Origin of the sequence: Coralliovum pocilloporae (assembly GCF_030845175.1) — a bacterium.
GTDB classification, from domain to species: domain Bacteria; phylum Pseudomonadota; class Alphaproteobacteria; order Rhizobiales; family Cohaesibacteraceae; genus Coralliovum; species Coralliovum pocilloporae.
Map to the genome: position 1 here is coordinate 2,062,873 of NZ_CP132542.1, position 23,178 is coordinate 2,086,050.

Annotated in this window: 26 protein-coding genes; 14 read left to right on the plus strand and 12 right to left on the minus strand. The window is 55.6% G+C overall.

What is annotated here, in order from left to right:
- Positions 1 to 134 precede the first annotated feature (134 nt).
- Positions 135 to 1,151 (plus strand): polyprenyl synthetase family protein, encoded by a 1,017-nt coding sequence (locus RA157_RS09570; RefSeq protein ID WP_350332895.1) that lies wholly within the window; start codon positions 135 to 137, stop codon positions 1,149 to 1,151.
- A 54-nt stretch (positions 1,152 to 1,205) separates the two neighbouring features.
- Here RA157_RS09570 and RA157_RS09575 read toward each other — a convergent pair whose 3' ends face one another.
- The 3 genes from RA157_RS09575 to RA157_RS09585 form a co-directional block, all read right to left on the minus strand.
- Positions 1,206 to 1,448 (minus strand): DUF6868 family protein, encoded by a 243-nt coding sequence (locus RA157_RS09575; RefSeq protein ID WP_350332896.1) that lies wholly within the window; start codon positions 1,446 to 1,448, stop codon positions 1,206 to 1,208.
- 72 nt (positions 1,449 to 1,520) lie between these two features.
- Complete coding sequence (locus RA157_RS09580; RefSeq protein ID WP_350332897.1) at positions 1,521 to 1,826, minus strand: AzlD family protein; 306 nt, start codon at positions 1,824 to 1,826, stop codon at positions 1,521 to 1,523.
- Positions 1,816 to 2,547: an AzlC family ABC transporter permease gene (locus tag RA157_RS09585; protein ID WP_350332898.1), complete on the minus strand. Its 732-nt coding sequence runs from the start codon at positions 2,545 to 2,547 to the stop codon at positions 1,816 to 1,818. The genes RA157_RS09580 and RA157_RS09585 overlap by 11 nt, the downstream gene beginning before the upstream one ends.
- Before the next feature lie 266 nt (positions 2,548 to 2,813).
- Between RA157_RS09585 and RA157_RS09590 the strand changes: the two genes are divergently transcribed.
- The 6 genes from RA157_RS09590 to RA157_RS09615 all read left to right on the plus strand — a co-directional run bounded on the left by RA157_RS09590 (position 2,814) and on the right by RA157_RS09615 (position 8,726).
- Positions 2,814 to 4,589, plus strand: a complete 1,776-nt coding sequence (locus RA157_RS09590) for a tetratricopeptide repeat protein (protein WP_350332899.1) — start codon at positions 2,814 to 2,816, stop codon at positions 4,587 to 4,589.
- Between the two features lie 23 nt (positions 4,590 to 4,612).
- Positions 4,613 to 5,500 carry a 4-(cytidine 5'-diphospho)-2-C-methyl-D-erythritol kinase gene (locus RA157_RS09595; protein WP_350332900.1) on the plus strand — a complete coding sequence of 296 codons (888 nt, stop codon included), beginning with the start codon at positions 4,613 to 4,615 and terminating at the stop codon, positions 5,498 to 5,500.
- A 42-nt stretch (positions 5,501 to 5,542) separates the two neighbouring features.
- A complete protein-coding gene (locus RA157_RS09600; RefSeq protein WP_350332901.1) occupies positions 5,543 to 5,773 on the plus strand; it encodes a putative signal transducing protein in 231 nt (76 codons plus the stop codon).
- A 3-nt stretch (positions 5,774 to 5,776) separates the two neighbouring features.
- Positions 5,777 to 6,544: a tRNA1(Val) (adenine(37)-N6)-methyltransferase gene (locus tag RA157_RS09605; RefSeq protein WP_350332902.1), complete on the plus strand. Its 768-nt coding sequence runs from the start codon at positions 5,777 to 5,779 to the stop codon at positions 6,542 to 6,544.
- Positions 6,545 to 6,915: 371 nt separating this feature from the next.
- Positions 6,916 to 8,328, plus strand: a complete 1,413-nt coding sequence (locus RA157_RS09610) for a coiled-coil domain-containing protein (RefSeq protein ID WP_350332903.1) — start codon at positions 6,916 to 6,918, stop codon at positions 8,326 to 8,328.
- Positions 8,329 to 8,507: 179 nt separating this feature from the next.
- Positions 8,508 to 8,726, plus strand: coding sequence for a hypothetical protein (locus tag RA157_RS09615; protein WP_350332904.1), 219 nt, complete (start codon positions 8,508 to 8,510; stop codon positions 8,724 to 8,726).
- An 83-nt stretch (positions 8,727 to 8,809) separates the two neighbouring features.
- Here the strand turns inward: RA157_RS09615 and RA157_RS09620 are convergent, their stop codons facing one another.
- Positions 8,810 to 9,199: an MAPEG family protein gene (locus tag RA157_RS09620; RefSeq protein WP_350332905.1), complete on the minus strand. Its 390-nt coding sequence runs from the start codon at positions 9,197 to 9,199 to the stop codon at positions 8,810 to 8,812.
- 187 nt (positions 9,200 to 9,386) lie between these two features.
- Between RA157_RS09620 and RA157_RS09625 the strand changes: the two genes are divergently transcribed.
- Together RA157_RS09625 and RA157_RS09630 are read left to right on the plus strand one after the other, a co-directional pair.
- On the plus strand, positions 9,387 to 10,241 hold the full coding sequence (locus RA157_RS09625) for a S49 family peptidase (RefSeq protein WP_350332906.1): 855 nt from the start codon (positions 9,387 to 9,389) through the stop codon (positions 10,239 to 10,241).
- Positions 10,242 to 10,274: 33 nt separating this feature from the next.
- The gene (locus RA157_RS09630) at positions 10,275 to 10,460 is read left to right on the plus strand and encodes a hypothetical protein (RefSeq protein ID WP_350332907.1); all 186 of its coding nucleotides are present in this window, start codon (positions 10,275 to 10,277) and stop codon (positions 10,458 to 10,460) included.
- Between the two features lie 44 nt (positions 10,461 to 10,504).
- On the opposite strand, the gene RA157_RS09635 is transcribed toward RA157_RS09630, so the two are convergent.
- Positions 10,505 to 10,699, minus strand: a complete 195-nt coding sequence (locus tag RA157_RS09635) for a hypothetical protein (protein WP_350332908.1) — start codon at positions 10,697 to 10,699, stop codon at positions 10,505 to 10,507.
- A 196-nt stretch (positions 10,700 to 10,895) separates the two neighbouring features.
- Between RA157_RS09635 and RA157_RS09640 the strand changes: the two genes are divergently transcribed.
- Positions 10,896 to 11,864, plus strand: coding sequence for a glycine--tRNA ligase subunit alpha (locus RA157_RS09640; protein WP_350332909.1), 969 nt, complete (start codon positions 10,896 to 10,898; stop codon positions 11,862 to 11,864).
- Positions 11,865 to 11,909: 45 nt separating this feature from the next.
- On the opposite strand, the gene RA157_RS09645 is transcribed toward RA157_RS09640, so the two are convergent.
- Positions 11,910 to 12,542 carry a class I SAM-dependent DNA methyltransferase gene (locus RA157_RS09645; protein WP_350332910.1) on the minus strand — a complete coding sequence of 211 codons (633 nt, stop codon included), beginning with the start codon at positions 12,540 to 12,542 and terminating at the stop codon, positions 11,910 to 11,912.
- Between the two features lie 174 nt (positions 12,543 to 12,716).
- Between RA157_RS09645 and RA157_RS09650 the strand changes: the two genes are divergently transcribed.
- Positions 12,717 to 12,956: a CDGSH iron-sulfur domain-containing protein gene (locus RA157_RS09650; protein WP_350332911.1), complete on the plus strand. Its 240-nt coding sequence runs from the start codon at positions 12,717 to 12,719 to the stop codon at positions 12,954 to 12,956.
- Between the two features lie 196 nt (positions 12,957 to 13,152).
- Here RA157_RS09650 and RA157_RS09655 read toward each other — a convergent pair whose 3' ends face one another.
- Complete coding sequence (locus RA157_RS09655; RefSeq protein ID WP_350332912.1) at positions 13,153 to 13,698, minus strand: NADPH-dependent FMN reductase; 546 nt, start codon at positions 13,696 to 13,698, stop codon at positions 13,153 to 13,155.
- A gap of 39 nt (positions 13,699 to 13,737) precedes the next feature.
- Positions 13,738 to 14,307 carry a cytochrome b gene (locus RA157_RS09660; protein ID WP_350332913.1) on the minus strand — a complete coding sequence of 190 codons (570 nt, stop codon included), beginning with the start codon at positions 14,305 to 14,307 and terminating at the stop codon, positions 13,738 to 13,740.
- A gap of 153 nt (positions 14,308 to 14,460) precedes the next feature.
- Between RA157_RS09660 and RA157_RS09665 the strand changes: the two genes are divergently transcribed.
- The 3 genes from RA157_RS09665 to RA157_RS09675 all read left to right on the plus strand — a co-directional run bounded on the left by RA157_RS09665 (position 14,461) and on the right by RA157_RS09675 (position 18,457).
- Positions 14,461 to 15,348, plus strand: coding sequence for a LysR family transcriptional regulator (locus RA157_RS09665; RefSeq protein WP_350336186.1), 888 nt, complete (start codon positions 14,461 to 14,463; stop codon positions 15,346 to 15,348).
- A 134-nt stretch (positions 15,349 to 15,482) separates the two neighbouring features.
- Complete coding sequence (gene glyS, locus RA157_RS09670; RefSeq protein ID WP_350332914.1) at positions 15,483 to 17,546, plus strand: glycine--tRNA ligase subunit beta; 2,064 nt, start codon at positions 15,483 to 15,485, stop codon at positions 17,544 to 17,546.
- A 179-nt stretch (positions 17,547 to 17,725) separates the two neighbouring features.
- Positions 17,726 to 18,457 (plus strand): hypothetical protein, encoded by a 732-nt coding sequence (locus RA157_RS09675; protein ID WP_350332915.1) that lies wholly within the window; start codon positions 17,726 to 17,728, stop codon positions 18,455 to 18,457.
- A 12-nt stretch (positions 18,458 to 18,469) separates the two neighbouring features.
- On the opposite strand, the gene RA157_RS09680 is transcribed toward RA157_RS09675, so the two are convergent.
- The 4 genes from RA157_RS09680 to nadA form a co-directional block, all read right to left on the minus strand.
- Positions 18,470 to 19,357, minus strand: a complete 888-nt coding sequence (locus tag RA157_RS09680; protein WP_350332916.1) for a DMT family transporter — start codon at positions 19,355 to 19,357, stop codon at positions 18,470 to 18,472.
- Positions 19,358 to 19,514: 157 nt separating this feature from the next.
- Positions 19,515 to 20,375: a carboxylating nicotinate-nucleotide diphosphorylase gene (nadC, locus tag RA157_RS09685; protein ID WP_350332917.1), complete on the minus strand. Its 861-nt coding sequence runs from the start codon at positions 20,373 to 20,375 to the stop codon at positions 19,515 to 19,517.
- On the minus strand, positions 20,372 to 21,976 hold the full coding sequence (locus RA157_RS09690) for an L-aspartate oxidase (protein ID WP_350332918.1): 1,605 nt from the start codon (positions 21,974 to 21,976) through the stop codon (positions 20,372 to 20,374). The genes nadC and RA157_RS09690 overlap by 4 nt, the downstream gene beginning before the upstream one ends.
- 22 nt (positions 21,977 to 21,998) lie before the next feature.
- The gene (gene nadA / locus RA157_RS09695; protein WP_350332919.1) at positions 21,999 to 23,105 is read right to left on the minus strand and encodes a quinolinate synthase NadA; all 1,107 of its coding nucleotides are present in this window, start codon (positions 23,103 to 23,105) and stop codon (positions 21,999 to 22,001) included.
- Positions 23,106 to 23,178: the final 73 nt, after the last annotated feature.

Here is a 23,178-nt window from a genome sequence, read left to right on the forward strand (position 1 = left end):
CGCAAAGCGGTCGATAAACCGGCGGTAACCGTGGCAAAATCGGGACAAGCTCTTGCAAATATGCTACGGGCGCGCCAAGTTTCTCATTCTGACTCGAGCCGGATGGGCGAGCGCAAACGATAAAGGAGCCAAAGGTGGGCGTTGTCGTCTCTTTGGAAGATAAAAAAAAGCAGCTTAGCACCATTCAGCCGCTGCTCGATCTTGTCCATGCCGACATGCAGGATGTCATAGCCATTCTGGATGAGCGTGTCCGCTCCCATGTTGAACTGATCCCCGATCTGGCTAACCACTTGATTTCACTAGGCGGCAAGCGCCTCAGGCCGATGATGACAATCACCGCAGCCCAGATGTGTGGCTATGAAGGCGATGGTCACATAAAACTGGCTGCTGCCGTTGAGCTGATGCATACGGCTACTCTGCTGCATGATGATGTGGTCGATGAAAGCGACATGCGACGCGGCAAGCCTGCGGCCCGCCTTGTCTATGGTAACGAGCGTGCGGTTCTTGTGGGCGACTTCCTGCTTGGTCAGGCATTCAAGCTGATGGTTGAGGTCGGGTCGCTCGATGCGCTTGATATCCTCTCAGATGCGGCTGCTGTTATTGCGGAAGGCGAGGTCTGGCAGCTTGAGGCGGCCAAGAATCTGACCACAACGGAAGATGAATATCTGAATGTCATTCGTGCCAAGACGGCTGCCCTGTTTACCGCTGCAGCGGAAGTCGGGCCAATTGTTGCCGGTAAGGGCCGGGCCGAACGCGGAGCATTCAAGTCTTATGGTACCAATCTTGGTCTGGCCTTCCAGCTGATTGATGACGCGCTTGATTATGGCGGCTCCGCCAGCCAGCTCGGTAAGAATACCGGTGATGACTTCCGCGAAGGCAAGATCACTCTGCCGGTTGTCCTGACTTACAGGCGTGGCAATGACGAAGACCGGGCGTTCTTTGAGCGGACCCTGCAGCGTGGCGAGGTTGAAGAGGGTGATCTGGAACACGCCATGGAGTTGATGCAGGCGCATAATGCGCTGTCAGACACGGTTGAGCGTGCCCGTCATTATGGTGCTATTGCCCGTGATGCGCTGGCAACCTTCCCGGATACTCCACACCGCGCAGCCCTGTTGCAAGCGGTTGATTTCTGCATCAGTCGGGTTTCCTAAAGCGCGTTGCGCCAAAGTGGGAACCGGTTTGGCGATAACAACTCGCTTCAGTCCCTAAAGTGCGATCCTCAAAGCCAGATAGGGTGAGAGGTTCAGAAGCAGAATGCCGATCTTGTAATGCGCAAGATAGGCAAAGTAGCTGCGTTTTAGTGTGTCCCGGTCAAGACCAAACTGGCGGCTGTGAAGGCGTGCTGCCCAGTCGCCACAAAACACCAGGGTCAGACTGGATAGAACCAGCAAGCTGAGATTCAGCACAAGACTCCATCCGAGCATGGTTTGAAGCAGTTCGGCTGACATGACCTTCCCCCTCTCGCAGTCTCACTAACTTTCATATGGGGATGAGTGCGTTTCCGCGCAAAGGGGAGGCCGTTATCCGAGGAGGCTGGTCCAGCTCGCGCCCAGAACCACGGCTGCAGCAATCGCCAGGATGTGGTTGCCACTCAACAGGGTAACCAGCACCGCAAGCGCTACGGCTGATATTTCTCTGAGACCTCCGGCTGCCAGATTGCTGGCCACAATGGCGACGAGAACGGAAACGGCCATGGATCTGAGAGCGGCGCGCAGGCGCGGGGTCAGGGGAACAAAATGCATCAGTTCCGTTCCCACAAGACGGGTGAAGAGCGTCACAAATGCCGTAATGAGGATAACGAGAACTGCAAATGTATCAGCGGACATCGGAATGCTCCGACCCGTCATTGCTTGTCATCAGCCCGCCGATCAACCCGCCTGCAAGGGCCGCGACCACAATGTTCCAGCCAGGTGGTAGCCAGTAGAGGCCCGCGATGGCTGTAACGGCTGCAGCAAGAGCTGGCAGAACGTCCGGTTTTCCCTCCCATTGTTTGACCAGAAGTCCGGAAAATAGCGCCAGGATCACCACATCCAGACCAAAGACGCTGAGATCCCCCAGGGCCTGGCCCGCATAGGCTCCAATTCCGCTGCCTGCAACCCAGGCAATCCACATGGTTATGCCGTTTCCAAGCAGGCGGCCTGCATCAAGCGGTTCTGTTCTGAGCCGAACCATGGTGTCGCCGAAATTCGGATCGCTGGTAAAGCACATTGCAAGCCAGCGTTCCCACAACGGAAGCCGGTTCAGCCATGGAGCCAGTGCTGCCCCCATCAGAATATGGCGGGCATTGGCCGCAAAGATCGTCAGGACCAGAGTGACAAGCGGCAATGGCTGATGCCACAGATCAAGGGCCGCAAATTGTGCAGCGCCGGAAAAATGCAGAGCACTCATCAGCAGTGCATGATCCGCAGACATGCCCACTTCAACTGCTGTTGCTCCAAATGCCAGCCCGAACGGCAAGATAAAAAGACAAACGGGAATAAAGGCAATCATTCCCTTGCGCACACCCTGAAGGCTGAGCACGATGACAGGCGAAGCAGACTGATCCATAAAGCGATGGACTCTCCGGTTGGACGTAATGTGAGAGGGGGTGAGCATTACACAAGTCTGACTGCAGTCAACGATTTCCGTTCACCGACCTATCACAATCCCAACAAGCCCTTGCCTTTGACCTGCAAATCGCCCCATTCTGTGCCTAGATGACCAGCGACCGATACCAAGGGATGTCAACGCGGGCCTGTTTGATACACGCCCGGGGCAAGTTTGAAATCCATTGGTGTTAACCGCACCCGTTTCGATATCGACAGGCAGGCTTCATGACACTTCGACAGGCAACCCGTTCCATGCGCCGGAAAACTGCATTGGCTCTATGTGCAGCCACCCTGATGTTGGGTGCCAATTTCGGGATGCAGCCGATCAGCGCTCATGCGGCTGCGGAAGAGGACGATATCGGGCTGCCTAATCTGTCGGGCCGCTATCTGGCCGCGATTGTCGCCAATCGGGCGCAGGATGCCGAACGGGCATCACGATATTTCCGTGATGTGATCTCCCTTGACCCGGAGACACCTGAACTAACCCATTCGGCTTTTATCTCCCTGCTGACCAATGGTGAAATACCGGATGCCGCCAAGCTGGCGAAGGAGCTGATGAAGCGGGAAAATACCGGCTGGTTCCCGCGGTCCACTCTGGGCGTGGTAGCTTTGCGGAAGCGGGCTTACAAACAGGCGCAGAAATATTTCTCTGAAGGCGATCAGGGGGATCAGGTCACGCGGCTGGTTTCAGGCATTCTCAATGCATGGAGCTTGCACGGAGAGAAGAAAACAGATCTCGCCATCGAAACATTGGGTCAGCTGGAAGGCCCCGGCTGGTACGACCTGTTCCGCAGCTATCACAACGCGCTGATGCTCCATCATGTGGGGCGGAATGAGGAAGCCCGCAAGGAGATGGAAAAGGCGCTGGAAATTGACAGCCGCTCCGTGCCGATGGCTGCGACCTATGCCCGTATTCTCTCCCGCCTTGGTGATGACAAGGCCGCACTGGATCATTTGCGCCCGCTTTACAGGCAGGCTCCGGGCAACCGCATTCTCGGCTATCTTGTTGGGGAGCTGGAAAAAGGGCGGTCACTCAAGCCCACTGTATCGTCTGCCCAGTCCGGTGCCGCCGAGGGGCTCTACGGCATCGGAACTCTGCTGGCGCGGGAAGGGGGCGCGGAGGCAGGCTCCGTCATGCTGCGTCTGGCGCTTCATCTGGATGAGGAGCATGAGCTGGCTATCATGTCCATGGCGGATCAGCTTGAGGCCGTGAAGCAATATGACAAGGCGAATGCTCTTTATGCCCAGCTTGATAACGAGTCTGTCCTGCAGCCTGTCTCGGTCATTCAGACAGCACTCAATCTTGAACGTCTTGAGAAAACCGATGATGCCATCGGGCTGCTTGAGGAATTGATAAAGACCGAGAAGAGCAATCTGTCTGCCATCAATACACTGGGTAATCTTCTGCGGTCCAAGGAGCGCTATGAAGACGCCGCGCTGGTCTATAGCAAGGGTATCAGCACTATTCCGCAGCTGCAGCCAGGGCACTGGTCCATCTACTACACACGCGGCATCGCCTATGAACGTTCCAAGGACTGGCCGAAGGCGGAAGCGGATTTCCGGAAAGCGCTGGACCTGTCTCCCGACCAGCCCCTTGTGTTGAACTATCTTGGTTATTCCTGGGTTGATCGTGGTGAGAATTACGATGAAGCACTGGATATGATCAAAAAGGCCGTCGAACAGCGGCCGCAAGACGGGTACATCGTCGACAGTCTTGGCTGGGTCTATTACAAGCTTGAGCGCTTTGAAGAGGCCGTCCCGCATATGGAACGTGCTGTTGCACTGAAACCGGCGGACCCGATTATCAATGACCATCTGGGCGATGTTTACTGGAAGGTGGGGCGCAAGCGTGAAGCGATGTTCCAGTGGCAACATGCGCGGGATCTGAAACCGGATGAGCCGGAAGTTCTCGAACGGGTTCTGAAGAAAATCGAGCATGGTCTGGACAAGGTGGAGCTTGAAGAGGCAAAGGCCGGGAAAGACGACACCGCATCGAACTGATCTGATCCCAGGAATTTCAGCGGATGCAGATCACGGAATTCGCGCCAGCCAAAATCAATCTGGCACTGCATGTTACGGGCCAGCGGGCAGATGGATATCACCTGCTCGACAGCCTTGTCGTGTTCGCGGATGTGGGTGACAGTCTTCATGTCCGACAAGCGGAGCACCCGGACTTCTCCATAGTGGGGCCTTTCTCGATTGGCCTGCCTGTAACAGGTGACAATCTGGTCCTGAAAGCGCTGCAGGCAATCGCTGGGCGCGTTGAGGGCAGCGCTATGCCCCTGGCTGTGACGCTTGAAAAGAACCTGCCCGTTGCATCCGGTATAGGCGGTGGTTCTGCTGATGCCGCTGCCATGGTGCGTGCTGCCAACACCTTGTGGGGACTCAAATATTCAGAAAAGGACCTTTGCCAGCTAGTCGACCGTCTGGGCGCGGATTTGCCTATGTGTGTTCGCTCTCGGCCACTAAGAGCCCTGGGGGTCGGTGATCAGCTGTCAGATGTGCCTGATGTTCCGGATCTGGCTCTTGTGCTGGTCAATCCAGGTATCCCTGTCTCAACGCCGCCTGTTTTCAAGGCGCTTGCTGTCAGGAATAATCCGCCGCTTGTTCTGCCGGAGTCTTTTCCTGAAACGGCTGAAGGCTTTGCCGACTGGCTTCTGACCACGCGGAATGACCTTGAAGAACCAGCCCGGCGTCTGCATCCGATCATCAGTCATGCACTGGATATGCTGACCGGATCAGATGAATGTCTTCTGGCCCGTATGTCCGGATCAGGGGCGACCTGCTTTGGTCTTTATCCCACCCATGCGGCAGCATCTGAGGCTGCCGCGTCCATTGCTCTGGAAAAATCTGAATTCTGGTGCCGGGCCGCGCGTTTGTATTCGGGTCTTTCGCAAGCCGGGGAAGTTTGATAACCGAAGAACACTTTGTGTGGCAGTGAGCGCGTATAATCCATGGATGAACTGATCAAGACCAACGATATGGTGGTAATTTCCTTCGTGGAAGCGCTGCTGAAAGATGCCGGTATTCCCTATCTGACGGCGGATCAGAACATGAGCATCGTTGAGGGGTCACTCGGAATTATCCCTCGCCGCATTCTGGTTGAGAGCGATCATCTTCAACAGGCGCGCCGCATCCTGAGAGAGGCCGAGATTGGTCACGAACTACCAGAAGAAAAGCCGTAGGCCATGTCCAACACCACCATAGATGCCTTCCTTGGCGACGGGCTTGCAATTGAGCAGCCCAGGAATGGCGCCCACCGGTCAGGGATTGATGCGGTGCTTCTGGCTGCAGCTGTTCCCGCAAAGCCGGGGGATGATGTGGTAGACCTTGGCTCTGGTGTAGGGGTTGCCGGTTTGTGTGTGGCGGCGCGGGTCGGCCAGGTGAATCTGACACTTGTCGAGCGGGATGCAGACGCAGCATTTCTGGCGCGGAGCAATCTTGAGAGGTCTGAGAACAGCCGGCATCTGCGATCAGCCCGGGTGCTGGAAACTGATGTTACCCAGCGCGGCGGCGCGCGGGAAGCCGCGGGCCTTGTGCCGAAAATGGCGGATCACGTCCTCCTCAATCCACCCTATTATAGACCGGGAGAGGTTCGTCAGTCTCCCAATGAAGCCCGCGCCCGCGCACATGTGTTGACGGATGAGGGTATTGAGCCGTGGATACGGACCGCTTGTGCATTGCTCAAACCCCGCGGGACAGTGACGGTGATTTTTCGGGCTGATGGTCTTATGGATCTGGTCTCCGCTTTGTCTGGCCGGGTGGGAGACATCAGGGTCCTGCCGCTTCATCCCGAACCAGGGCAACCGGCCTACAGGATTATTGTGCATGGCATTCAGGGAAGCCGGGCACCCTTGTCACTGTTACCTGGCTTTACGCTCCATGAGGGCGCGAATAAAACCTTTGTCAAACGTGCTGATGATATCATGCGGTTCGGAGCCCGCCTCTCTTTTTAGTCGTAGCCTGGCGCGAATCACTGAGTGTGAAACGACATGTTTTCAATGTTTAAGACGCTTCTTCCACGATTTATCAAAAAAAGTGAACGTGAAAAATCTGCGGCGGAATGGCTTGAAAAAGACTTGGAATAATCACCTGAAAAGGACTCAGATTAGAATGATTTAGACTCTCTGAGCCACCTTCTGATACCGGCCATTTTGGGGGGATTTGAGCGCAATGCTTGTGAAATCCAGGTCGTGCCAATCGCCTTATTTAGTTGTGTTTTTTCCAGTTTTTGATAAATAGTTTGTTAAGGAATATTGGCATTTGGCACTTAGGTTATGTCGTCATGCGCAGGGGCAGCTATGGCGTGTGACATCAGGAGGGGCGCGTGATTAAGCTTTTTTCTAAAGATCATTCGAGTAAAAAGAGCGTCAAAACTGAACAGGCGACTGATAAGGAGACGGTAACGGAAGCCATTGAAACACCTGTGCCTGCCGCCCTCGAACGATCTTCCATGGCAGCACAGAATGAGGATACCTCTCCTCTGGCCCTGAAACTTCAGGAAAAGCAGCGCCAGCTTGATTCCCTCAAAATCAGGGTAGCCGAGCTTGGAAACTCCTTCCAGGAAATGGAAAGCCTTGCCGGGCAATCAACCCGCAGCATTCGGCACCTGTCGAACTTCCTGAGCGATGCCAAGGTCAATCTTGAGACGGAAATCCGACTGAAGAGCGAAAATGCCAAGCTGACCACAGAAAAGCTGGATCTGGCGCATGAGAAGGATCTCACGCAGCAGAAGCTGCAGGAGAGCGAAGCCATGTGCGCGTCCCTGCGTCAGCGTGGTGTGGAAACCAGAACAGCCCTTGAAACCGCTCGTGATGATATCATCCGTATCAAGGAAGCCCATGACAAACTGGATGCGGCTTACCACAACGATATGGTGGAGCTTGCCAAAAAGACGGCTCAACTTGAAACCCTGCAGGACAAGTTCGATACGCTGAATGATCGCTATTCCGATCTTGAAGCGCAGCGGGAGCAGTTGAAGGGTGATCTGGACAGCCAGTCCAAGATCGGTGTTGAGAACAAGAAGACCCTCTCCGAAAAGACAGTTCTTCTGGAAGAAGAGATTTCAAAGAACTCACAGCTCTCCGGCAATGTTGAAGCGCTGAAGCGAGAGATCGCTGAGCTGCGCGCCCAGTCCATTGAGCACAAGTCCATGCTGGATGAGACAACAGAAGAACTCAGCTATCACAGGAATACGCTTGAGGAAGAGCGCCGCAAGCACGACAACGAAGTTTATGCGCTGAAATCCGAGATCGACAATCTCAATTCGCAGCGTCGCGTTCTGACCCAGTCTGTTCAGGAATCCAATACGGAAGCCAAATCATCCAAGAACCGTATCCGGTCTCTGACATTGCGCCTGCACGAGATGGAAGACCAGATCGAGAAAGTTCAGTCATCTCATGATGGTGACAAGCACGAGATGGAAAACCTCAATATCAAGCTCCGCGAAATGGGGCTGCGTTACAATTCCATCCTCACTGACCTCAACCATGAGCGCAGTCAGAACAGCAAGCTCAATCAGTCTATTCAGAACATGATTGAAGAGAACAAGTCTCTGCAGAACATGAAGATCAAATACGAGACATCTCTTGATCAGATCCGTGAGCTGAAATCCCTGATCACCAATTATCAGATGGTCATTAGGGAAAATGACGATTCGATCGATCAGTTCATGCCGGACCCTGCCGTCGATGAGAAAGACGACAAGGTGGTCGTCTCGATCAAGAAGCGTCCTGAATAGGATTCTTTCGGGCTCACACTAATCGTTGAAATTCTGAGGGGTGCTGGCTATCAGCACCCCTTATTTTTTGGGTTTTGTAAGCTGGAACAAGCTGCTTGATCTGAAACTCGGATCATGTGTTTTGGCCATGGGGGCTAAATCGCGTATTATGAATGCCCTACTGGCACGAGGCGTGACCGATGACCGAGAGATGCTCGATGATCGCCCATGGAGAGGCGCATTCAACCTTCATCATTACCCATGCGGATGGGACGCATTCTGTCGTCCGTTATCTTGATGGCGCGGAGGTTGGACGGCAGTCACTTGGGCCCGATCATTCCCATGAGAATGTGGTGGATCAGTTCCGGTCAGACAGCGAACCCGTCGTTGACGGGATCTGCCCTCAGGCGACCTGCTGACTGAATGCGTTCCAGTCACGAAGAACCAGCGTCACACACAAGATGGGACGCCGGTTTTAAAAATGAGATGTAGAGGGTGGCGATTATCCGATCAGTGTGAGCAGAATGGCTGCCATGGCAAACCACCCCGTGGCGAAGCTGAGTGTGCGTCCGAACGGTACGCCGCTCACATAGGCAATCACATGAGCCAGACGGGCCCAGAAATAGACGGTGGCAGCCAGCGCGGTCGTATCATTGCTGACACCGGCAAGATGCGCGGTGATAACCAGTGCGGCAAATGGCACAAGGTTCTCGACTGCATTGTAATGTGCTCTTTTCAGACGTTCCGCCCACGGTGCGTTTGGCTTGTCATCAGCCTTGTAGGTCAGCGCATCCATCAGGCCATACTTGCCGATAAAGGACAGGATATAAGGAACCCAGAGAACCATGGTCAGGGCAGCTGTCCAGGTCAGCATGGTAAGTTCGGTGGTCATCGTCCAACTCCATCTTGGTACAGGGGTACGCAGGCAAACTATATGCGCACATTCGCATATATGCATAATTTCGATTTTTCTAAATTAATCAAGACCCCCACGAGAATTTGACCTGCGGCTTGAAACCGCAGCCCAGATACGCCACTTATGCGTCAATCTATATGAAGCAAGACCGGAGATTTCATAAATGCGTGACTGGCTTTCCCGTTTTCTGCCAAAGAAATGGCGTAAAACAAGTCCGGTGATCCCGGTCATCCGCATGACCGGCCCAATTGGTCTTGGCGGTTCTCCACTGAAGTCCGGCTTGTCTCTGGCAACCATTGCCGGTCCGCTTGAAAAGGCGTTCTCGCACAAGCAGGCTCCGGCTGTGGCCATCAGCATCAATTCTCCCGGTGGGTCTCCTGTTCAGTCACGGCTGATTTTTGAGCGTATTCGTCAACTGGCGGAAGAGAAGGAAAAAGACGTCTTTGTCTTCGTTGAGGATGTGGCTGCTTCCGGCGGTTACATGATCGCCCTGGCCGGTGATGAAATCATTGCGGATCCGTCTTCTGTTGTGGGTTCCATTGGCGTGGTCTCTGCAGGGTTTGGTTTTGTAGACGCAATCGCCAAGCTCGGGGTTGAGCGCCGGGTTTACACATCCGGTACCCGCAAGGCGGTGCTGGACCCGTTCCGCCCGGAAAATGAAGGCGATATCGAACACCTCAAGGCGCTGCAGTCTGAAGTGCATGAGATCTTCATCGAGATGGTCAAACTGCGCCGCGGTGAGGTGCTGGCCGATGATGAGGACCTGTTTTCGGGTCTGTTCTGGTCAGGCAAAAGCGGTCTTCAGTTGGGATTGGTGGATCGCCTGGGTGATATGCGTAGCGTCCTCAAAGAGAAATTCGGCAAGGATGTCAAACTGAAGCTGGTTGAGGCATCAAAGCCGTTCTTTGCCCGTCGACTGGTTGGCCAGATGACTGGTCTGCCCAACTCAGACACCATGGCGCGCGATCTGGTCGCAGTTGCTGAGGAACGGGCTCTGTGGCAACGTTATGGCTTCTGATCTGATCAGAAACACAGGACTGTGGAGCGCATCATGATTCAGCTTCTGCCTGCAGCATTGATCGGTGCCGCCGGATATCTGGCCTATAAGGCCGTCAGGAAAGAGATGAAGAGGGTTGGTGATGAGATCCGCGAAGCGGACCGGAAAGCCAATCATATCCCGACCCTTGAACGTGATCCTGAGACGGGCATCTATCGTCCACGGGATGACGGGTCCTGAGGTGCAGGCCAGTCGATGTTATATTTGAGCCCCCGGTTAATCTATCAGGAAGTCCATGCCCGGATCTTGTAGCCACGGATACCTTTGTCCGGTTCAACGGTGCGAATCTCCAGAGTTTCTTTCAGGCTGAGCGGGGCAATCTCCAGGTCTGATGTGAGGATAGGGGCCATCAGTGCCAGGCTTGCGATCAGCACTGTGTAGGCCTGTAACAGATGAAAGATGATGTGTTTGATATGCATCTGTCTGCCCCTCGCTGATCTTCCCTTAGGCCCTTTGGCCTGTCCCGTATCAATGGGTCGCGGCTGGAGGGGAAAAGGTTCAAAGCGATTGGAGTGGAGAGAAGATACGTGGCTTGCTTGACCGGGCTCTGTTGTGTTTGTAGTGTCCGCGCCGACCCTTTTGCGCCGTGGGCGCTTCTGATTTCCGGACAGACACATGACTGCAGAGACCTTGCCGCCGCATATGCGCCCTGAAAATTCCTTTCAGGGACTGATCCTGACCCTGCAGCGCTACTGGGCTGACAAGGGCTGTGTCATCCTGCAGCCTTACGACATGGAAGTTGGTGCGGGCACGTTTCATCCGGCAACAACATTGCGCGCGCTCGGGCCTCGCCCCTGGCGGGCCGCTTATGTGCAGCCTTCCCGTCGTCCGACGGATGGGCGTTATGGAGAGAACCCGAACCGGCTGCAGCATTACTACCAGTTTCAGGTTCTTCTAAAGCCGTCTCCCAGTGATTTACAGGACCTTTATCTCGGTTCGCTCTATGCCATCGGGATTGATCCGACAGTCCATGACATCCGTTTTGTGGAAGATGACTGGGAAAGCCCGACCCTGGGGGCCTGGGGGCTTGGCTGGGAATGCTGGTGTGACGGGATGGAAGTCTCCCAGTTCACCTATTTCCAGCAGGTATGTGGCATTGAGTGCTCGCCAGTCTCTGGAGAACTGACCTACGGACTTGAGCGTCTCGCCATGTATGTGCAGGGCGTTGATAATGTCTACGACCTGAACTTCAACGGCCAGGACGGGGATGCCCGGATCAGCTATGGAGATGTGTTCCTGCAGGCAGAGCAGGAATATTCACGGCACAATTTCGAGCACGCCGATACCGAGATGCTGTTTGCCCATTTCAAGGATGCGGAAGCCGAATGCCGCCGCCTGCTGGCTGCTGGCGAGGCCGCCCGTAATGGTGATGAGACAAAGCCGCATCAGGTGGTGCTCCCAGCCTATGACCAGTGCATCAAGGCATCCCACGTCTTCAACCTGCTGGATGCGCGCGGCGTGATCTCTGTCACCGAGCGGCAATCCTATATCCTGCGGGTGCGCGAGCTGGCGAAGGCCTGTGGTGAGGCCTTTGTTCAGACCGAAGCCGGTGGTTTCGGATATCAGGCCGCCGCAGCGGAATAGACCCGCTGCGATGCAGCTCTGTTTCAGGTCAGACCCTGTTTTCTCTCAGGCCCTGGTTTTTCTTAGGCCATAGACAAATGCCCCCATATTCTGGCCGGGCAGATGATCTCCATAGGCTTTATGGAAAAGGGTACAAGCGCCGCTCTGCAGCAACTCGTCCAGATAGGCTTCGTAATGCGGGTCTTTCAGAGCCTTGTCATTCAGGGAAAAGACCAGAACGCCATCCGGTTCCAGCACATCAAGCCCTCGCTTGAGGGCAGACACGGGAGCGTGCCCCGGATTGATGACGCCAGCAGCGACAGCTCCGTGATAAGGCGCTTCGGGTGGGGTGATTGGTTCTGAGAGATCAGCCGTTGCCAGATGGCGGTAAAGACCGTCCTTCTTTGCAGCTTCTGCAAGCATCTCGGCGCTGAAATCCAGACCGTCTATGGTCTTGAACCCCTGATTGCGCAGGGCAAGACCGGCAAGGCCTGTACCGCATCCCATATCAAGAATGGCGGCAGACGGATCAACGCCGGCTTCGGCCAGCACTGCTGCACAGCGACCCGGCGTCACATAGCCATTCTGCGCGACAACCTCTTGCTCATAAGTTGCCGCCCAGTCGCCGTAGAATGTCTCTGTAGCTCCCGGCGCGCTCAGGTCATAGACGTTATCCAGAAAACCTGTTTTAGGGGTCATGACTACTCTCCTCCTGTAAGGAAGGATCGGAGCAGGCGCTCCTTCTGTCAAGTTCATGGCGCTGACATCGGGGAACAGTTTGTTGAACCTTCCGGACCTGTCGTTCCGTATCAGGAAGGCCTATCATGCTGAGAGGACGTTGAAATCTGGCACGACAACAAATGGAGAAACAGAATGAGTGAGCCGGTTATCGCGCAGAAGTCGCCGATCCCCGTAGAAGTGGAAGAGGGAAAGTCTTACTTCTGGTGCACCTGTGGTCAGTCTTCCAAGCAGCCTTTCTGCGACGGGTCCCACAAAGGCAGTGACTTCACACCGATGAAATGGACTGCTGAAACCTCAGGTCGGAAATTCTTCTGCGGTTGCAAGATGACCGAGGGAAAACCAATGTGTGATGGGACACATAAATCCCTCTGAACTGTTTCTGACATCCTTTGAGATACGGAGATACAATCCCCGTATCGCTCTCATCGAGACTTGTGTAAGCTATGAGGTAACCCGGATCTCATCGCTGTACACAGAGGCCGGGCTGACCCGTCCAGCCTCCTGTCGGCCGTTGACCAGGCCGGTCGGGAAAACGGGCGGGTCACCACATTTCTTCTGAGTCTTGACCCTAATAGGTCCTGACCCTGGTCTCAAAGGCCTGCACCAGTGCTTCCAGTTCAGCTGCACGGGCCGCGTCGGTAATCCGGCGGGCGTCCACATCCACCACATCCTGGAAACTGCCAAGGCTGAAAGACCCGGTAACATCAGCACCCCACCAGGGCATCAGGGTTGTCACCATATCAAGATTGGTCTTGCCGCCGCCCTGGCCAGGAGATGTGCTGAGCAACAAAACCGGCTTTTCCTGAAAGATCTTGCCGCCCATGCGGGACAGCCAGTCAATCAGGTTCTTGAAGATTGCCGGCATGGAACCATTGTGCTCCGGTAGAGCAATGATGAAACCATCATGATCACTCAGAAGAGCCTTGAACGCAGAGGCCTCATCAGGAAAACCGTCAGACTGCTCCAGATCGACTGAGTAAATCGGCAATGGATAGTCACGAATGTCAACAAAGGTGAAATCTGTATCAGAAAGATGATTGGCCGCAGTTTCAGCCAGAATGCGATTGATTGAGCGGGCAGAACTGCTGCCTGAAAAGGCGAGGACTTTGGTCATGGGAAGGCTCCGGAAAAGATCGTGAATTGGTTGGATCAGTCAGGTCATGGTGGACAGAACATCATGTTCCGGCCTGTCAAAGAAACGATGCTTCAGGGCCCCGCCAATATGGGCGACAAGGACGGCAATCATGCCGTATCCAACCCATTTGTGCAGGGTGATGAAAAACTTGGTCGTGTCGTAGTTCTTCTCTACAGGGAACAGCGGCAGCTCGAGGCCAAAGAACCAGATGGACTGCAGGGGTGAAATGCCTGGGAACTCAGGCAGTGCTGAGCTTGCGATGTAGCCGAACAGAGGCACGGACAGCATGGCTGCATAGAGGGCGATCTGGGCGAGTTTTGCGCCGATCCGCTCATACCATGGCATCGTGTCTGGCAAAGCTGGTACCCGGGATTTCAACCGAACCACCAGGCGGAGAATGACCAGAAAGAAAGCCAGCATGCCAAAGGCGCGATGAAGCGGATAAAGATCCCACTTGTTCGGTGCCTCAAGCGGGATGTTCTGGATATAGAGACCCAGCGCCAGAAGGCCTATCAAAAGAAGAGCCATGCTCCAGTGCAGAACCCGCATGGCGAGCGGAAATCTGGCTTTTTGTGTTGCTGCGATCATCTTGCTCTCCTGGCTTCGAGGGCTTTCATTTCTGTTTCTATCAAGGCGTGTGCTGGCCAGCAGCGCCGTCTTCACCAACAGATATGCCTTTTCTGTTTGATGATTAATATGCGATATGGAAAGCCATTGTTTCCATTTGATAGGTAATTGACCATGCTGGATGGGCTCGACAGCTTTGTGAAAGTGGTGGAAGCGGGCAGTTTCAGCGCCGCTGCCGAGGAATTGGAGAGATCAACCTCCTTTGTCAGCAAGGAGGTGACACGGCTCGAAAACCGGCTTGGAACACGGCTTTTGAACCGGACAACCCGATCCATCAGTCTGACCGAAGCCGGGCGGCTGTATTTCGAGCGGTGCCGGGATATCGTCTCAGAGGCGGAGCAGGCTGCCCTTGCCGTCATGGAATGTGACAGCGCACCACGCGGGCGATTGAAGGTCAGCGCTCCGGCCAGCTATGGGCATGTGCATCTGGCAAAGCTCCTGCCGCAGTTCCTCAAGGACAATCCGGCCATAACTCTTGATATCAGCTTCAGCGACAGCCGCGTTGATGTGGTGGCGGATGGTTATGATGTGGTGCTGCGGATCGGGGCTCTGAAGGATACGAGTCTGATTGCCAGGCGGCTTGCGGTCTCCCCTGGCTGGCTGGTCGCATCGCCGGATTACTGGGCCACCCATGGCATGCCTGAACACCCCTCTGACCTGGTGCATCATAAAGCCATTGTCTATGCGCTTACTGACAATCCCGGGCGCTGGGACTTCAGCGATGGAAAGGGTGGCCGGATCAGCGTGGATGTAACAGCCCGGGTTATCTGCAATACAGCAGAGCTTGAGAGAGATATGGCGCTGGCCGGGCTCGGTGTCTCGCGCATTCCCTACTGGGCCTGCCAGAAGGAGATTGAGGATGGGCGTCTGGTCAAGGCGCTTGATGACTTCGCTCTTGAACCGGCAACCATCTATGCGCTGTATCCGCACAGACGTCACCTCTCGCCGAAAGTTCGTGCCTTTGTGGACTTTCTAAGCCGGAATCTGCCTGAGCTTGTCTAAGTTGGGTAGTGGCTGAAAAGGACGGGCAGGCGGATAAACGAGGCATCAGGGAGCAAACTGCGTGACATCCCCCCTCTGCCTTGCTAAATGCTGCACAGCATTATTTTCCATCGACAAACTATCCCGGACACACCATGCCTGATCTTCTGCTTGAACTCTTCTCGGAAGAAATCCCAGCGCGGATGCAACGCCGTGCTGCCGATGATCTGAAAAAGCTCATCACGAACGGTCTGGTCGATGCCGGTATTACCTATGATGGTGCTCGGGCCTTTGTTACCCCGCGGCGTCTCGCCCTGCGGGTGGATGGTGTTCTGGCGAAAGCGCCGGACTTGAAGGAAGAGCGCAAAGGCCCCCGCGTCGGAGCGCCGGAAAAAGCACTGGAAGGTTTCCTGAAAGCGGCTGGCCTGACCTCTGTTGATGAGGCTGAAGTGCGGTCTGATCCCAAGAAGGGCGAGTTCTACGTGGCCCTGATTGAAAAGCCGGGCCGCAATGCTGAAGACGTGATCCGCGAACTGGTGCCGGATGTGATCCGCAAGTTCCCCTGGCCAACCAGCCAGAAATGGGGCGCATCATCCCTGCGTTGGGTGCGTCCGCTGAAAAATATTCTCTGCACTTTTGGTCCGGAAACCGAAGAGCCCGCCCATATCACCTTTGATGTGGAAGGGGTGACCTCGCTGGCGGAAACACGCGGTCATCGGTTCATGGGGCCGGATGCTTTCGCCGTGCGCCGGTTTGATGATTATGCCGCCGGCCTTGAAAAGGCACGGGTGGTGCTGGACCTCGATCGCCGCAAGGACATGATCCTGACAGATGCCAAGAACCTGGCCTTTGCGCAGGGGCTTGAGCTGGTACCGGACGAGAAACTTCTGGAAGAAGTGGCGGGTCTTGTGGAATACCCGACCGTTCTGATGGGGGCGTTTGATGAGCATTTCCTCGAAATGCCGGATGATGTGGTTCGCCTGACCATCCGCGAGCATCAGAAGTGTTTCGTTTTGCGTGATGCGACAACCGGCAAACTGACCAACCGCTTTATTCTCACATCGAATCTGGAAGCCAGCGATGGCGGTGCCACGATTGTCGATGGCAATGAGAAAGTGATCCGGGCGCGCCTGTCTGACGCGAAGTTTTTCTGGGAAACCGACCTCCAGACACAGCTCGAAGACCTGTTGCCGAAGCTTGATAATGTGGTGTTCCACGAAAAACTCGGCAGCCAGTCTGAGCGTATCCGGCGTATCGAAGCCCTGGCCGCCGAAATCGCGCCACTTGTGGGTGCTGACAGTGAGAAAGCCCGGGAAGCCGCACGCCTCTGCAAGGCCGATCTGGTTTCCGGCATGGTTTATGAATTCCCGGAACTGCAGGGCCAGATGGGGCGCCGCTATGCAGAGCATCAGGGTAAGGATGCCTCTGTGGCAGCTGCCATTGAAGACCACTACAAGCCGCAGGGCCCTTCCGATGATGTGCCGTCCGACCCGGTCGCGATCTCGGTTGCTCTGGCAGATAAACTCGACCTGCTCACCGGTTTCTGGGCAATTGATGAGAAGCCGACCGGCTCGAAAGATCCCTTCGCGCTCCGCCGCGCGGCGCTCGGCGTCATCCGCACGACACTGACCACGGAACAGCGTCTGCCTCTGCTCAAGCTCTTTAACGCGTCACGGGACGGTTTTGCAGAAGCCGATGACCTGCTGTCCTTCTTTGCGGACCGTCTGAAAGTCCATCTGAAAGACCATGGTGCCCGTCACGACCTGATCGATGCGGTCTTTGCCCTTGGCGGTCAGGATGATCTGCTGATGGTCACCCGACGGGTTGAGGCTCTTGGGGCGTTTGTTTCCTCTGAAGATGGCCAGAACCTGCTTCAGGGCACCAAGCGCGCCGCCAATATCCTCCGGGCTGAGGAGAAGAAAGATGGCCATGCCTTTGACGGCGCCATCGATCCGGCTCATCTGGTTGCAGAAGAAGACAAGGCACTGGCCACAGCCATCAGCGAAGCCGAAGCCAGTGCTGCAGATGCCATAAGGGCTGAGGACTTCGAAGCAGCAATGACGGCTCTGTCCAGACTGCGCGCGCCGGTCGATGCCTTTTTTGAAGCGGTGCACGTGAATGACGAAAACCCGGCCATTCGTGAAAACCGCCTGAACCTCCTCAACAGCATCCGCGCCGCGACCCGTACAGTGGCCGATTTCTCCCGGATTGAAGGGTAGGGTCAATGAGACAGGGCCGGACGGATCTCGATTGTGATCTGGATGGCACGCTCACTGGCCTTGCGGTAATCAGTCTGGGTTTTGTTAAGTTTGTTATCTGGTGAAAATGTTTATTTAAGGTTGTGGTTCCGGGTGCATGAGGTAATTTATCGCCATTGTCTGTTTCAGGGGTGATTATCATGTGTCTCAGGTTGCGATTGTGTGTGCTGATCTGTCGTCTGGCGTTTGGCGTACTGGCCATTCCACCTGTTTTTATTACGGATATAGCAAAGAGCCATGCAGCCAGCCTGGATGAACAGACTGAAAAAATCGTCGCACTTATGGAGAAAGATTTCCGGATATTTGGAATTGTATTTAAAACTTATCCGGATGAACGGAGGAAGGCCAAGCGGCAAGCTCGGCGAGCGCTGAAGAGTAAATCTGCCAGTCAACGTTCCAAGATTATGAGAGACTATGGGCTGGCAGTCAGCAATAAGTATTTTCACAGCTCGGTGCAGGCAGCTAAAAACAGTAAACTGTACAATTATATGAAAGTAGAGTTGCAGACTTCTAAGGCGCTTAGGCGAAACCCTCGTGTGTGTTTGAAATTTATATTTGGCAAAGGCCTTGCCAGAAATGATTTGTCTGGTTCCATGATCAAAAGGATATCAGATGCCAAAGCGGGCGTCATTGAGTCCGCATTGAAGCACCCGCAAAAAAGAGTGCCAAATGTTTCGGATGACCGCTTGGGCGAGTTGCTCCGAAAAGGATATAGCCGGATAGGCGTGCCGATTGAGAACATTTTGCTTGTTGAAGAGGCTGAGAAAAAGGTTTCGAAGGAACATTGTCAGGCGATGATCAATTTTCAGAAGGCAGTCATTGCGTTAGGTCGCAAAGAAGGCGTGGACCTCTATAAATTCCTTGCTCGATAAATGAGGGTGGTGCTAACCGGCCTCAAAAGCGGATCCGCCAGCCCGTGCCCGCCTCATCAGGGCCTGCAGGCAGACGGCCGCGAGGACAATTGCTCCACCCAGCAGGACGAAGGCTGAGGCATCCTCACCGAGAAACAGCCAGACCCAGAGCGGGCCAAGCACGCTTTCAAACAGCACCAGAATGCTGACCTCTGCTGAAGGCAGATAGGCAGACCCCCAGGTGACAAAGGTCATGCCTGCGCCGATAGCAAAAAAGCCCATGAAAATGCAGAGCGCAATATCGTAGGTGCTGGCCTCAAGCCCGTTGAACAGGGTGAGGGCAAGAATCGCGTTCAGGATCAGGGCAAACAGGCCGCCGAAAAACGTACCGCCCAGCACATCCTCCCGTTTGCTGCGCCGGACAAAACCCAGCATCAAGGCAAAGCAGAAGGCCGAGGCGAGGGCGAACAAGTTACCTGTCAGGTGCCCGGTCGAGAGACCGTCAACCACCATCAGCAACACACCCAGTGTTGCCAGAGCCATGGCAGCCCAAGTGATCCTGTCGGGCTTCTCGCCATTCCAGACCCAGCCGATAATCGCCGCAAAGAAGGGTGCTGCAGACAGAAGGAACAGCGTATTGGCCACAGTCGTTGCCATGATTGAAAAGATGTAGAAGCTGAAGGCAAGCCCGAGGAACAGTCCCATGATCGCATCTGTTCGGTCAAGGGAGCGGAGGAATTGAAGCGGGCTGACCCTGCGACGCAGAGAGGCAATCAGTATGACGACAAGGCAGATTCCGATGGACCGGTAGACAAGAACCTGGAAATTGTCTGCTGCCTCAAGAAGGCGGATCAGCAACCCCATAAAGCTCATACAGGCCGCGCCAAACAGAATGATTCCGGCTGCTGCTTGTCTGGTCATCAATTCATCCGCTGGTTCTGTCTTCAGATAAAAGCTCGCGCAGAAACAAACTTTTAAAGCACCTCCGCCGATTCAGGTTTGAGGTCTGGTGCTTTAATAGGATCATGCTCCACAAGAGGCGTCCAATAAATTTACGACCGTTTCGGACAGGAAAGGGTCAGCTCTGAATTGAAATGTCGAGGCCGAGATCAAGAACCGGCGCAGAATGGGTTATCCAGCCGGTGGAGATCATATCGACACCGCTTTCGGCAATCGCCTGAACGGTTTCAAGGGTGACGCCGCCAGAAGCTTCAGCCACGGCTCGTCCATCAATGATTGCGACGGCCTCTTTCAGAAGGTCTGGCCCCATATTGTCGAGCAGAACAGCATCCGGTGAGGCGGTCATGGCGTCTTTCAACTGATCAAGCGTGTCCACCTCGATTTCCACCTTGACCAGATGGCCGACAAAAGCACGGGCGGATCGAACCGCTTCGGCCACACCACCAGCGACCGCAATGTGATTGTCCTTGATCAGAACCGCATCATCCAGACCGAACCTGTGGTTCATGCCGCCACCACAGCGAACGGCGTATTTCTCAAAGGCGCGCAGCCCGGGTGTGGTCTTGCGGGTGCAGCAGACTTTCGCCTTCGTGTGGGCAATGCGATCTGCGAACCGGGCTGTGGCTGTGGCAATGCCGGAAAGATGCCCGAGATAATTGAGACCAACGCGCTCCGCCGACAGAAGTTCTCGCGCCGAGCCGGACAGGTGGGCGACCACATCACCTGGACCAACCCGGTCACCATCGGATTTCTCAAACTCCACCGTCACATCGCCACCAATCTGCCGGAACGCGGCAGTGACGAAGTCCAGGCCGGCCAGGCAGCCATCCTGCCGCGATGCGATGACCGCACGGGCTGTCGCACCCTCGGGAATGGTTGAGAGTGTGGTGATGTCTCCGGCGCGTCCCAGATCTTCTCTGAGCGCCATGGAAACCGCATCATCAATCAGCGGCTGGGGAAGGGTGAAACCGGGTTTCATGAGGTGGTGCGATCCTTGGTGTCGCGATCAATGGTCTGGCGTATTGTCCGGTCCAGACTTGCGAGGGTCCAGTAGCTGCGCCTGGCCTGTGCCGGGTCTGTTTCGGTGCAGTCGCTCCGGTAATGACCGCCGCGGCTCTCGGTTCTGAGAAGAGCGGAGCCCGTCACGATACGGGCCGCGAGCGCCATATTGCGGAACCGGTCGTTGAAATTTTCAGCCGTCAGCCTGTCGATGGCGGACAGGGCGTCAAGCAGACCGTCGCGGTTGCGGACGACGCCCACATGGCGGCTCATGATCTGGCGGAGTGCTTTCACGGCGTCCACATCCGGGGCCTCGCTGACGAAGCCCGGCTGTTCATCAGCCTCACCGCTTTCATAGGTTTGCGGGTAGGGCAGGAGGTCGCGGATATCGCGCGCGGCGCGTCCGGCAAAGACCACGGCCTCCAGAAGAGAATTGGAGGCGAGCCGGTTGGCACCATGTGCGCCGGTGGATGCGGCTTCACCAATCGCCCAAAGGCCGTCAAGACTGGTCCGGGCTGATGCGTCGGTCAGCACACCACCCATGTGATAATGGGCGGCGGGTGCCACCGGGATGGGCTCTTTCACCGGATCAATTCCGGCATCAAGGCACATCGCATGGACACTCGGGAAACGCTCTGGGAACGAGGCACCCACGGCATCCCGTGTGTCCAGATAGGCACCCTGGCCTGATGTGTTCTGCTGGTGGATTGCCCGGGCCACGATGTCACGTGGGGCCAGCTCTGCCAGCTCGTGACAGTCCGGCATGAACCTGTGTCCGTCCCGATCAACCAGCCAGGCTCCCTCTCCACGCAGGGCCTCGGTCGCCAGGGGTGATGGGTCGCGCTCGCTGACAATTGCGGTCGGGTGGAACTGGACAAATTCCGCGTCCGCAATGACGGCACCCGCCCTGGCTGCGAGTGCCAGACCAGAGCCTTGCGCTTCTGCCGGATTGGTGGTGGTCTCATAGAGATGACCAATGCCGCCGGTTGCCAGAACAACAGCCCGTGTTGGCAGAAACAGGGTGCGGGTGGCGCTGCCTTCATTGGGGCGTCCAAAGACCCCGGTAACGGCACGCCCGTTCCGGTAAAGCTCTTCCGCGACAACCCCTTCCATCAGTCGAATGGATGGCGTCTGCCTGACCTGCTCAATCAGCGCTGCCATGATAGCTTTGCCAGCCGTATCACCTCTGACACCAACGACCCGGTGGAAGGAATGAGCTGCTTCTTTGTGGGCTTTCAGACGACCTTCAAGATCTGTATCGAACGGAACGCCATAAGACAAGAGGTCATGTACCCGATCGCGCGCTTCAGACGCCATCAGCTGCGCAATGTTTCGGTCCACCAGTCCGGCGCCGGCTGCAATCGTGTCCGCCACATGCGCCGCGACCGTATCACCTTCTGTCACGGAGGCGGCAATACCAGCCTGAGCCCAGGCAGAGGATGCCCCGCGCCCGATAGGAGCAGCGGCCAGGACCGTGACAGGTCTTGGAGCGAGGCACAGGGCGCAGAACAGTCCGGCCAGTCCTGCACCGACAATCACCACATCATCGGTTGTTGAGGCCGAAGCCCTGTTATCCGACATGAAAGAGGGCTCCGCTACGGCGTCAGCTTTTCAGGTTGACCATGCGTTCAACGGCCAGGCGGGCCTTGTCGGCTACGGCAGGATCAACGGTCACCTCGTCAGTCATATAGACAAGGCTGTCGAGGATCTTGCTGAGCGTAATACGTTTCATATGCGGGCAGAGATTGCACGGGCGTACATAGTTCACATCCGGTGTTTCGGATGCAATGTTGTCCGCCATGGAGCACTCGGTGATCATCATTACCTTTTCAGGCCTGTTGGTCTTGACCCATGAAATCATGTCCGCGGTCGAGCCGGAATAATCCGCTTCCTGGATAACTTCCGGCGGGCATTCCGGGTGCGCGATGATCTTCACCACCGGATCGGCCTTGCGATAATCCTGCAGCTCTTCAGCGGTGAACCGTTCATGAACCTCGCAGGCGCCGGCCCAGGTGAGGACCTCAACATCAGTCTTGGCCGCCACGTTGCGGGCCAGATACTGGTCCGGAATCAAGAGGACGCGATTGGTGTCCCACTGGGCGGCGACCGCTTCAACCACTTTTACTGCATTGGAAGAGGTGCAGCAGATGTCGCATTCCGCCTTCACATCAGCAGAAGTGTTTACGTAAGTGATGATCGGAACACCGGGATAGTGCTCGCGCAGGCCGCGCACATCAGCTCCGGTGATGCTTTCCGCCAGCGAGCAGCCGGCCTTTTCATCCGGGATCAGAACCGTCTTTTCCGGGCTGAGCAGCTTTGAGGTCTCGGCCATGAAGTGCACGCCACACTGGATGATGATATCTGCTTCTGCCTTTGTGGCTTCCTTAGCCAGCTGCAGGCTGTCACCAACGATATCGGCCACCCCGTGATAAATTTCCGGCGTCATGTAATTATGCGCCAGAATGACAGCGTTGCGCTCTTTCTTCAGATCATTGATAGCCTTGATATAAGGCGCATAAACGGGCCACTCGATGGCTGGAATAATATGCTTCACCCGCTCATAGGCGTCAGCGGTTTCCCGCGCCACCTCGTCGGTATAGGCAAGAGACGGCATGTCAACGGCTCCGTGACGAGCAAGAGCATCACTTGAACGGGAGCGTTTCAGTGCCGATGCATCTGTCGTCTGACGAGGGTCAAAAGCCAGTGCCATGAGAATTCTCCTTCACCCGGAAAATGGTTATACTCACATTGAGTATAAGATGGGTGTTAAAATAGCTGACCGA

What these genes read in the sequence shown, in the direction of transcription:
- RA157_RS09615 (WP_350332904.1), top strand. Translation starts at nt 8,508, where the DNA reads ATGACCGAGAGATGCTCGATGATCGCCCATGGAGAGGCGCATTCAACC.
- RA157_RS09580 (WP_350332897.1), bottom strand. Translation starts at nt 1,826, where the DNA reads ATGTCCGCTGATACATTTGCAGTTCTCGTTATCCTCATTACGGCATTT.
- RA157_RS09620 (WP_350332905.1), bottom strand. Translation starts at nt 9,199, where the DNA reads ATGACCACCGAACTTACCATGCTGACCTGGACAGCTGCCCTGACCATG.
- RA157_RS09690 (WP_350332918.1), bottom strand. Translation starts at nt 21,976, where the DNA reads ATGTCGGATAACAGGGCTTCGGCCTCAACAACCGATGATGTGGTGATT.
- RA157_RS09645 (WP_350332910.1), bottom strand. Translation starts at nt 12,542, where the DNA reads ATGACCCCTAAAACAGGTTTTCTGGATAACGTCTATGACCTGAGCGCG.
- glyS (WP_350332914.1), top strand. Translation starts at nt 15,483, where the DNA reads ATGCCTGATCTTCTGCTTGAACTCTTCTCGGAAGAAATCCCAGCGCGG.
- RA157_RS09640 (WP_350332909.1), top strand. Translation starts at nt 10,896, where the DNA reads ATGACTGCAGAGACCTTGCCGCCGCATATGCGCCCTGAAAATTCCTTT.
- nadA (WP_350332919.1), bottom strand. Translation starts at nt 23,105, where the DNA reads ATGGCACTGGCTTTTGACCCTCGTCAGACGACAGATGCATCGGCACTG.
- RA157_RS09660 (WP_350332913.1), bottom strand. Translation starts at nt 14,307, where the DNA reads ATGATCGCAGCAACACAAAAAGCCAGATTTCCGCTCGCCATGCGGGTT.
- RA157_RS09675 (WP_350332915.1), top strand. Translation starts at nt 17,726, where the DNA reads ATGTGTCTCAGGTTGCGATTGTGTGTGCTGATCTGTCGTCTGGCGTTT.
- nadC (WP_350332917.1), bottom strand. Translation starts at nt 20,375, where the DNA reads ATGAAACCCGGTTTCACCCTTCCCCAGCCGCTGATTGATGATGCGGTT.
- RA157_RS09650 (WP_350332911.1), top strand. Translation starts at nt 12,717, where the DNA reads ATGAGTGAGCCGGTTATCGCGCAGAAGTCGCCGATCCCCGTAGAAGTG.
- RA157_RS09635 (WP_350332908.1), bottom strand. Translation starts at nt 10,699, where the DNA reads ATGCATATCAAACACATCATCTTTCATCTGTTACAGGCCTACACAGTG.
- RA157_RS09655 (WP_350332912.1), bottom strand. Translation starts at nt 13,698, where the DNA reads ATGACCAAAGTCCTCGCCTTTTCAGGCAGCAGTTCTGCCCGCTCAATC.
- RA157_RS09625 (WP_350332906.1), top strand. Translation starts at nt 9,387, where the DNA reads ATGCGTGACTGGCTTTCCCGTTTTCTGCCAAAGAAATGGCGTAAAACA.
- RA157_RS09605 (WP_350332902.1), top strand. Translation starts at nt 5,777, where the DNA reads ATGTCCAACACCACCATAGATGCCTTCCTTGGCGACGGGCTTGCAATT.
- RA157_RS09575 (WP_350332896.1), bottom strand. Translation starts at nt 1,448, where the DNA reads ATGTCAGCCGAACTGCTTCAAACCATGCTCGGATGGAGTCTTGTGCTG.
- RA157_RS09665 (WP_350336186.1), top strand. Translation starts at nt 14,461, where the DNA reads ATGCTGGATGGGCTCGACAGCTTTGTGAAAGTGGTGGAAGCGGGCAGT.
- RA157_RS09630 (WP_350332907.1), top strand. Translation starts at nt 10,275, where the DNA reads ATGATTCAGCTTCTGCCTGCAGCATTGATCGGTGCCGCCGGATATCTG.
- RA157_RS09595 (WP_350332900.1), top strand. Translation starts at nt 4,613, where the DNA reads ATGCAGATCACGGAATTCGCGCCAGCCAAAATCAATCTGGCACTGCAT.
- RA157_RS09590 (WP_350332899.1), top strand. Translation starts at nt 2,814, where the DNA reads ATGACACTTCGACAGGCAACCCGTTCCATGCGCCGGAAAACTGCATTG.
- RA157_RS09600 (WP_350332901.1), top strand. Translation starts at nt 5,543, where the DNA reads ATGGATGAACTGATCAAGACCAACGATATGGTGGTAATTTCCTTCGTG.
- RA157_RS09585 (WP_350332898.1), bottom strand. Translation starts at nt 2,547, where the DNA reads ATGGATCAGTCTGCTTCGCCTGTCATCGTGCTCAGCCTTCAGGGTGTG.
- RA157_RS09680 (WP_350332916.1), bottom strand. Translation starts at nt 19,357, where the DNA reads ATGACCAGACAAGCAGCAGCCGGAATCATTCTGTTTGGCGCGGCCTGT.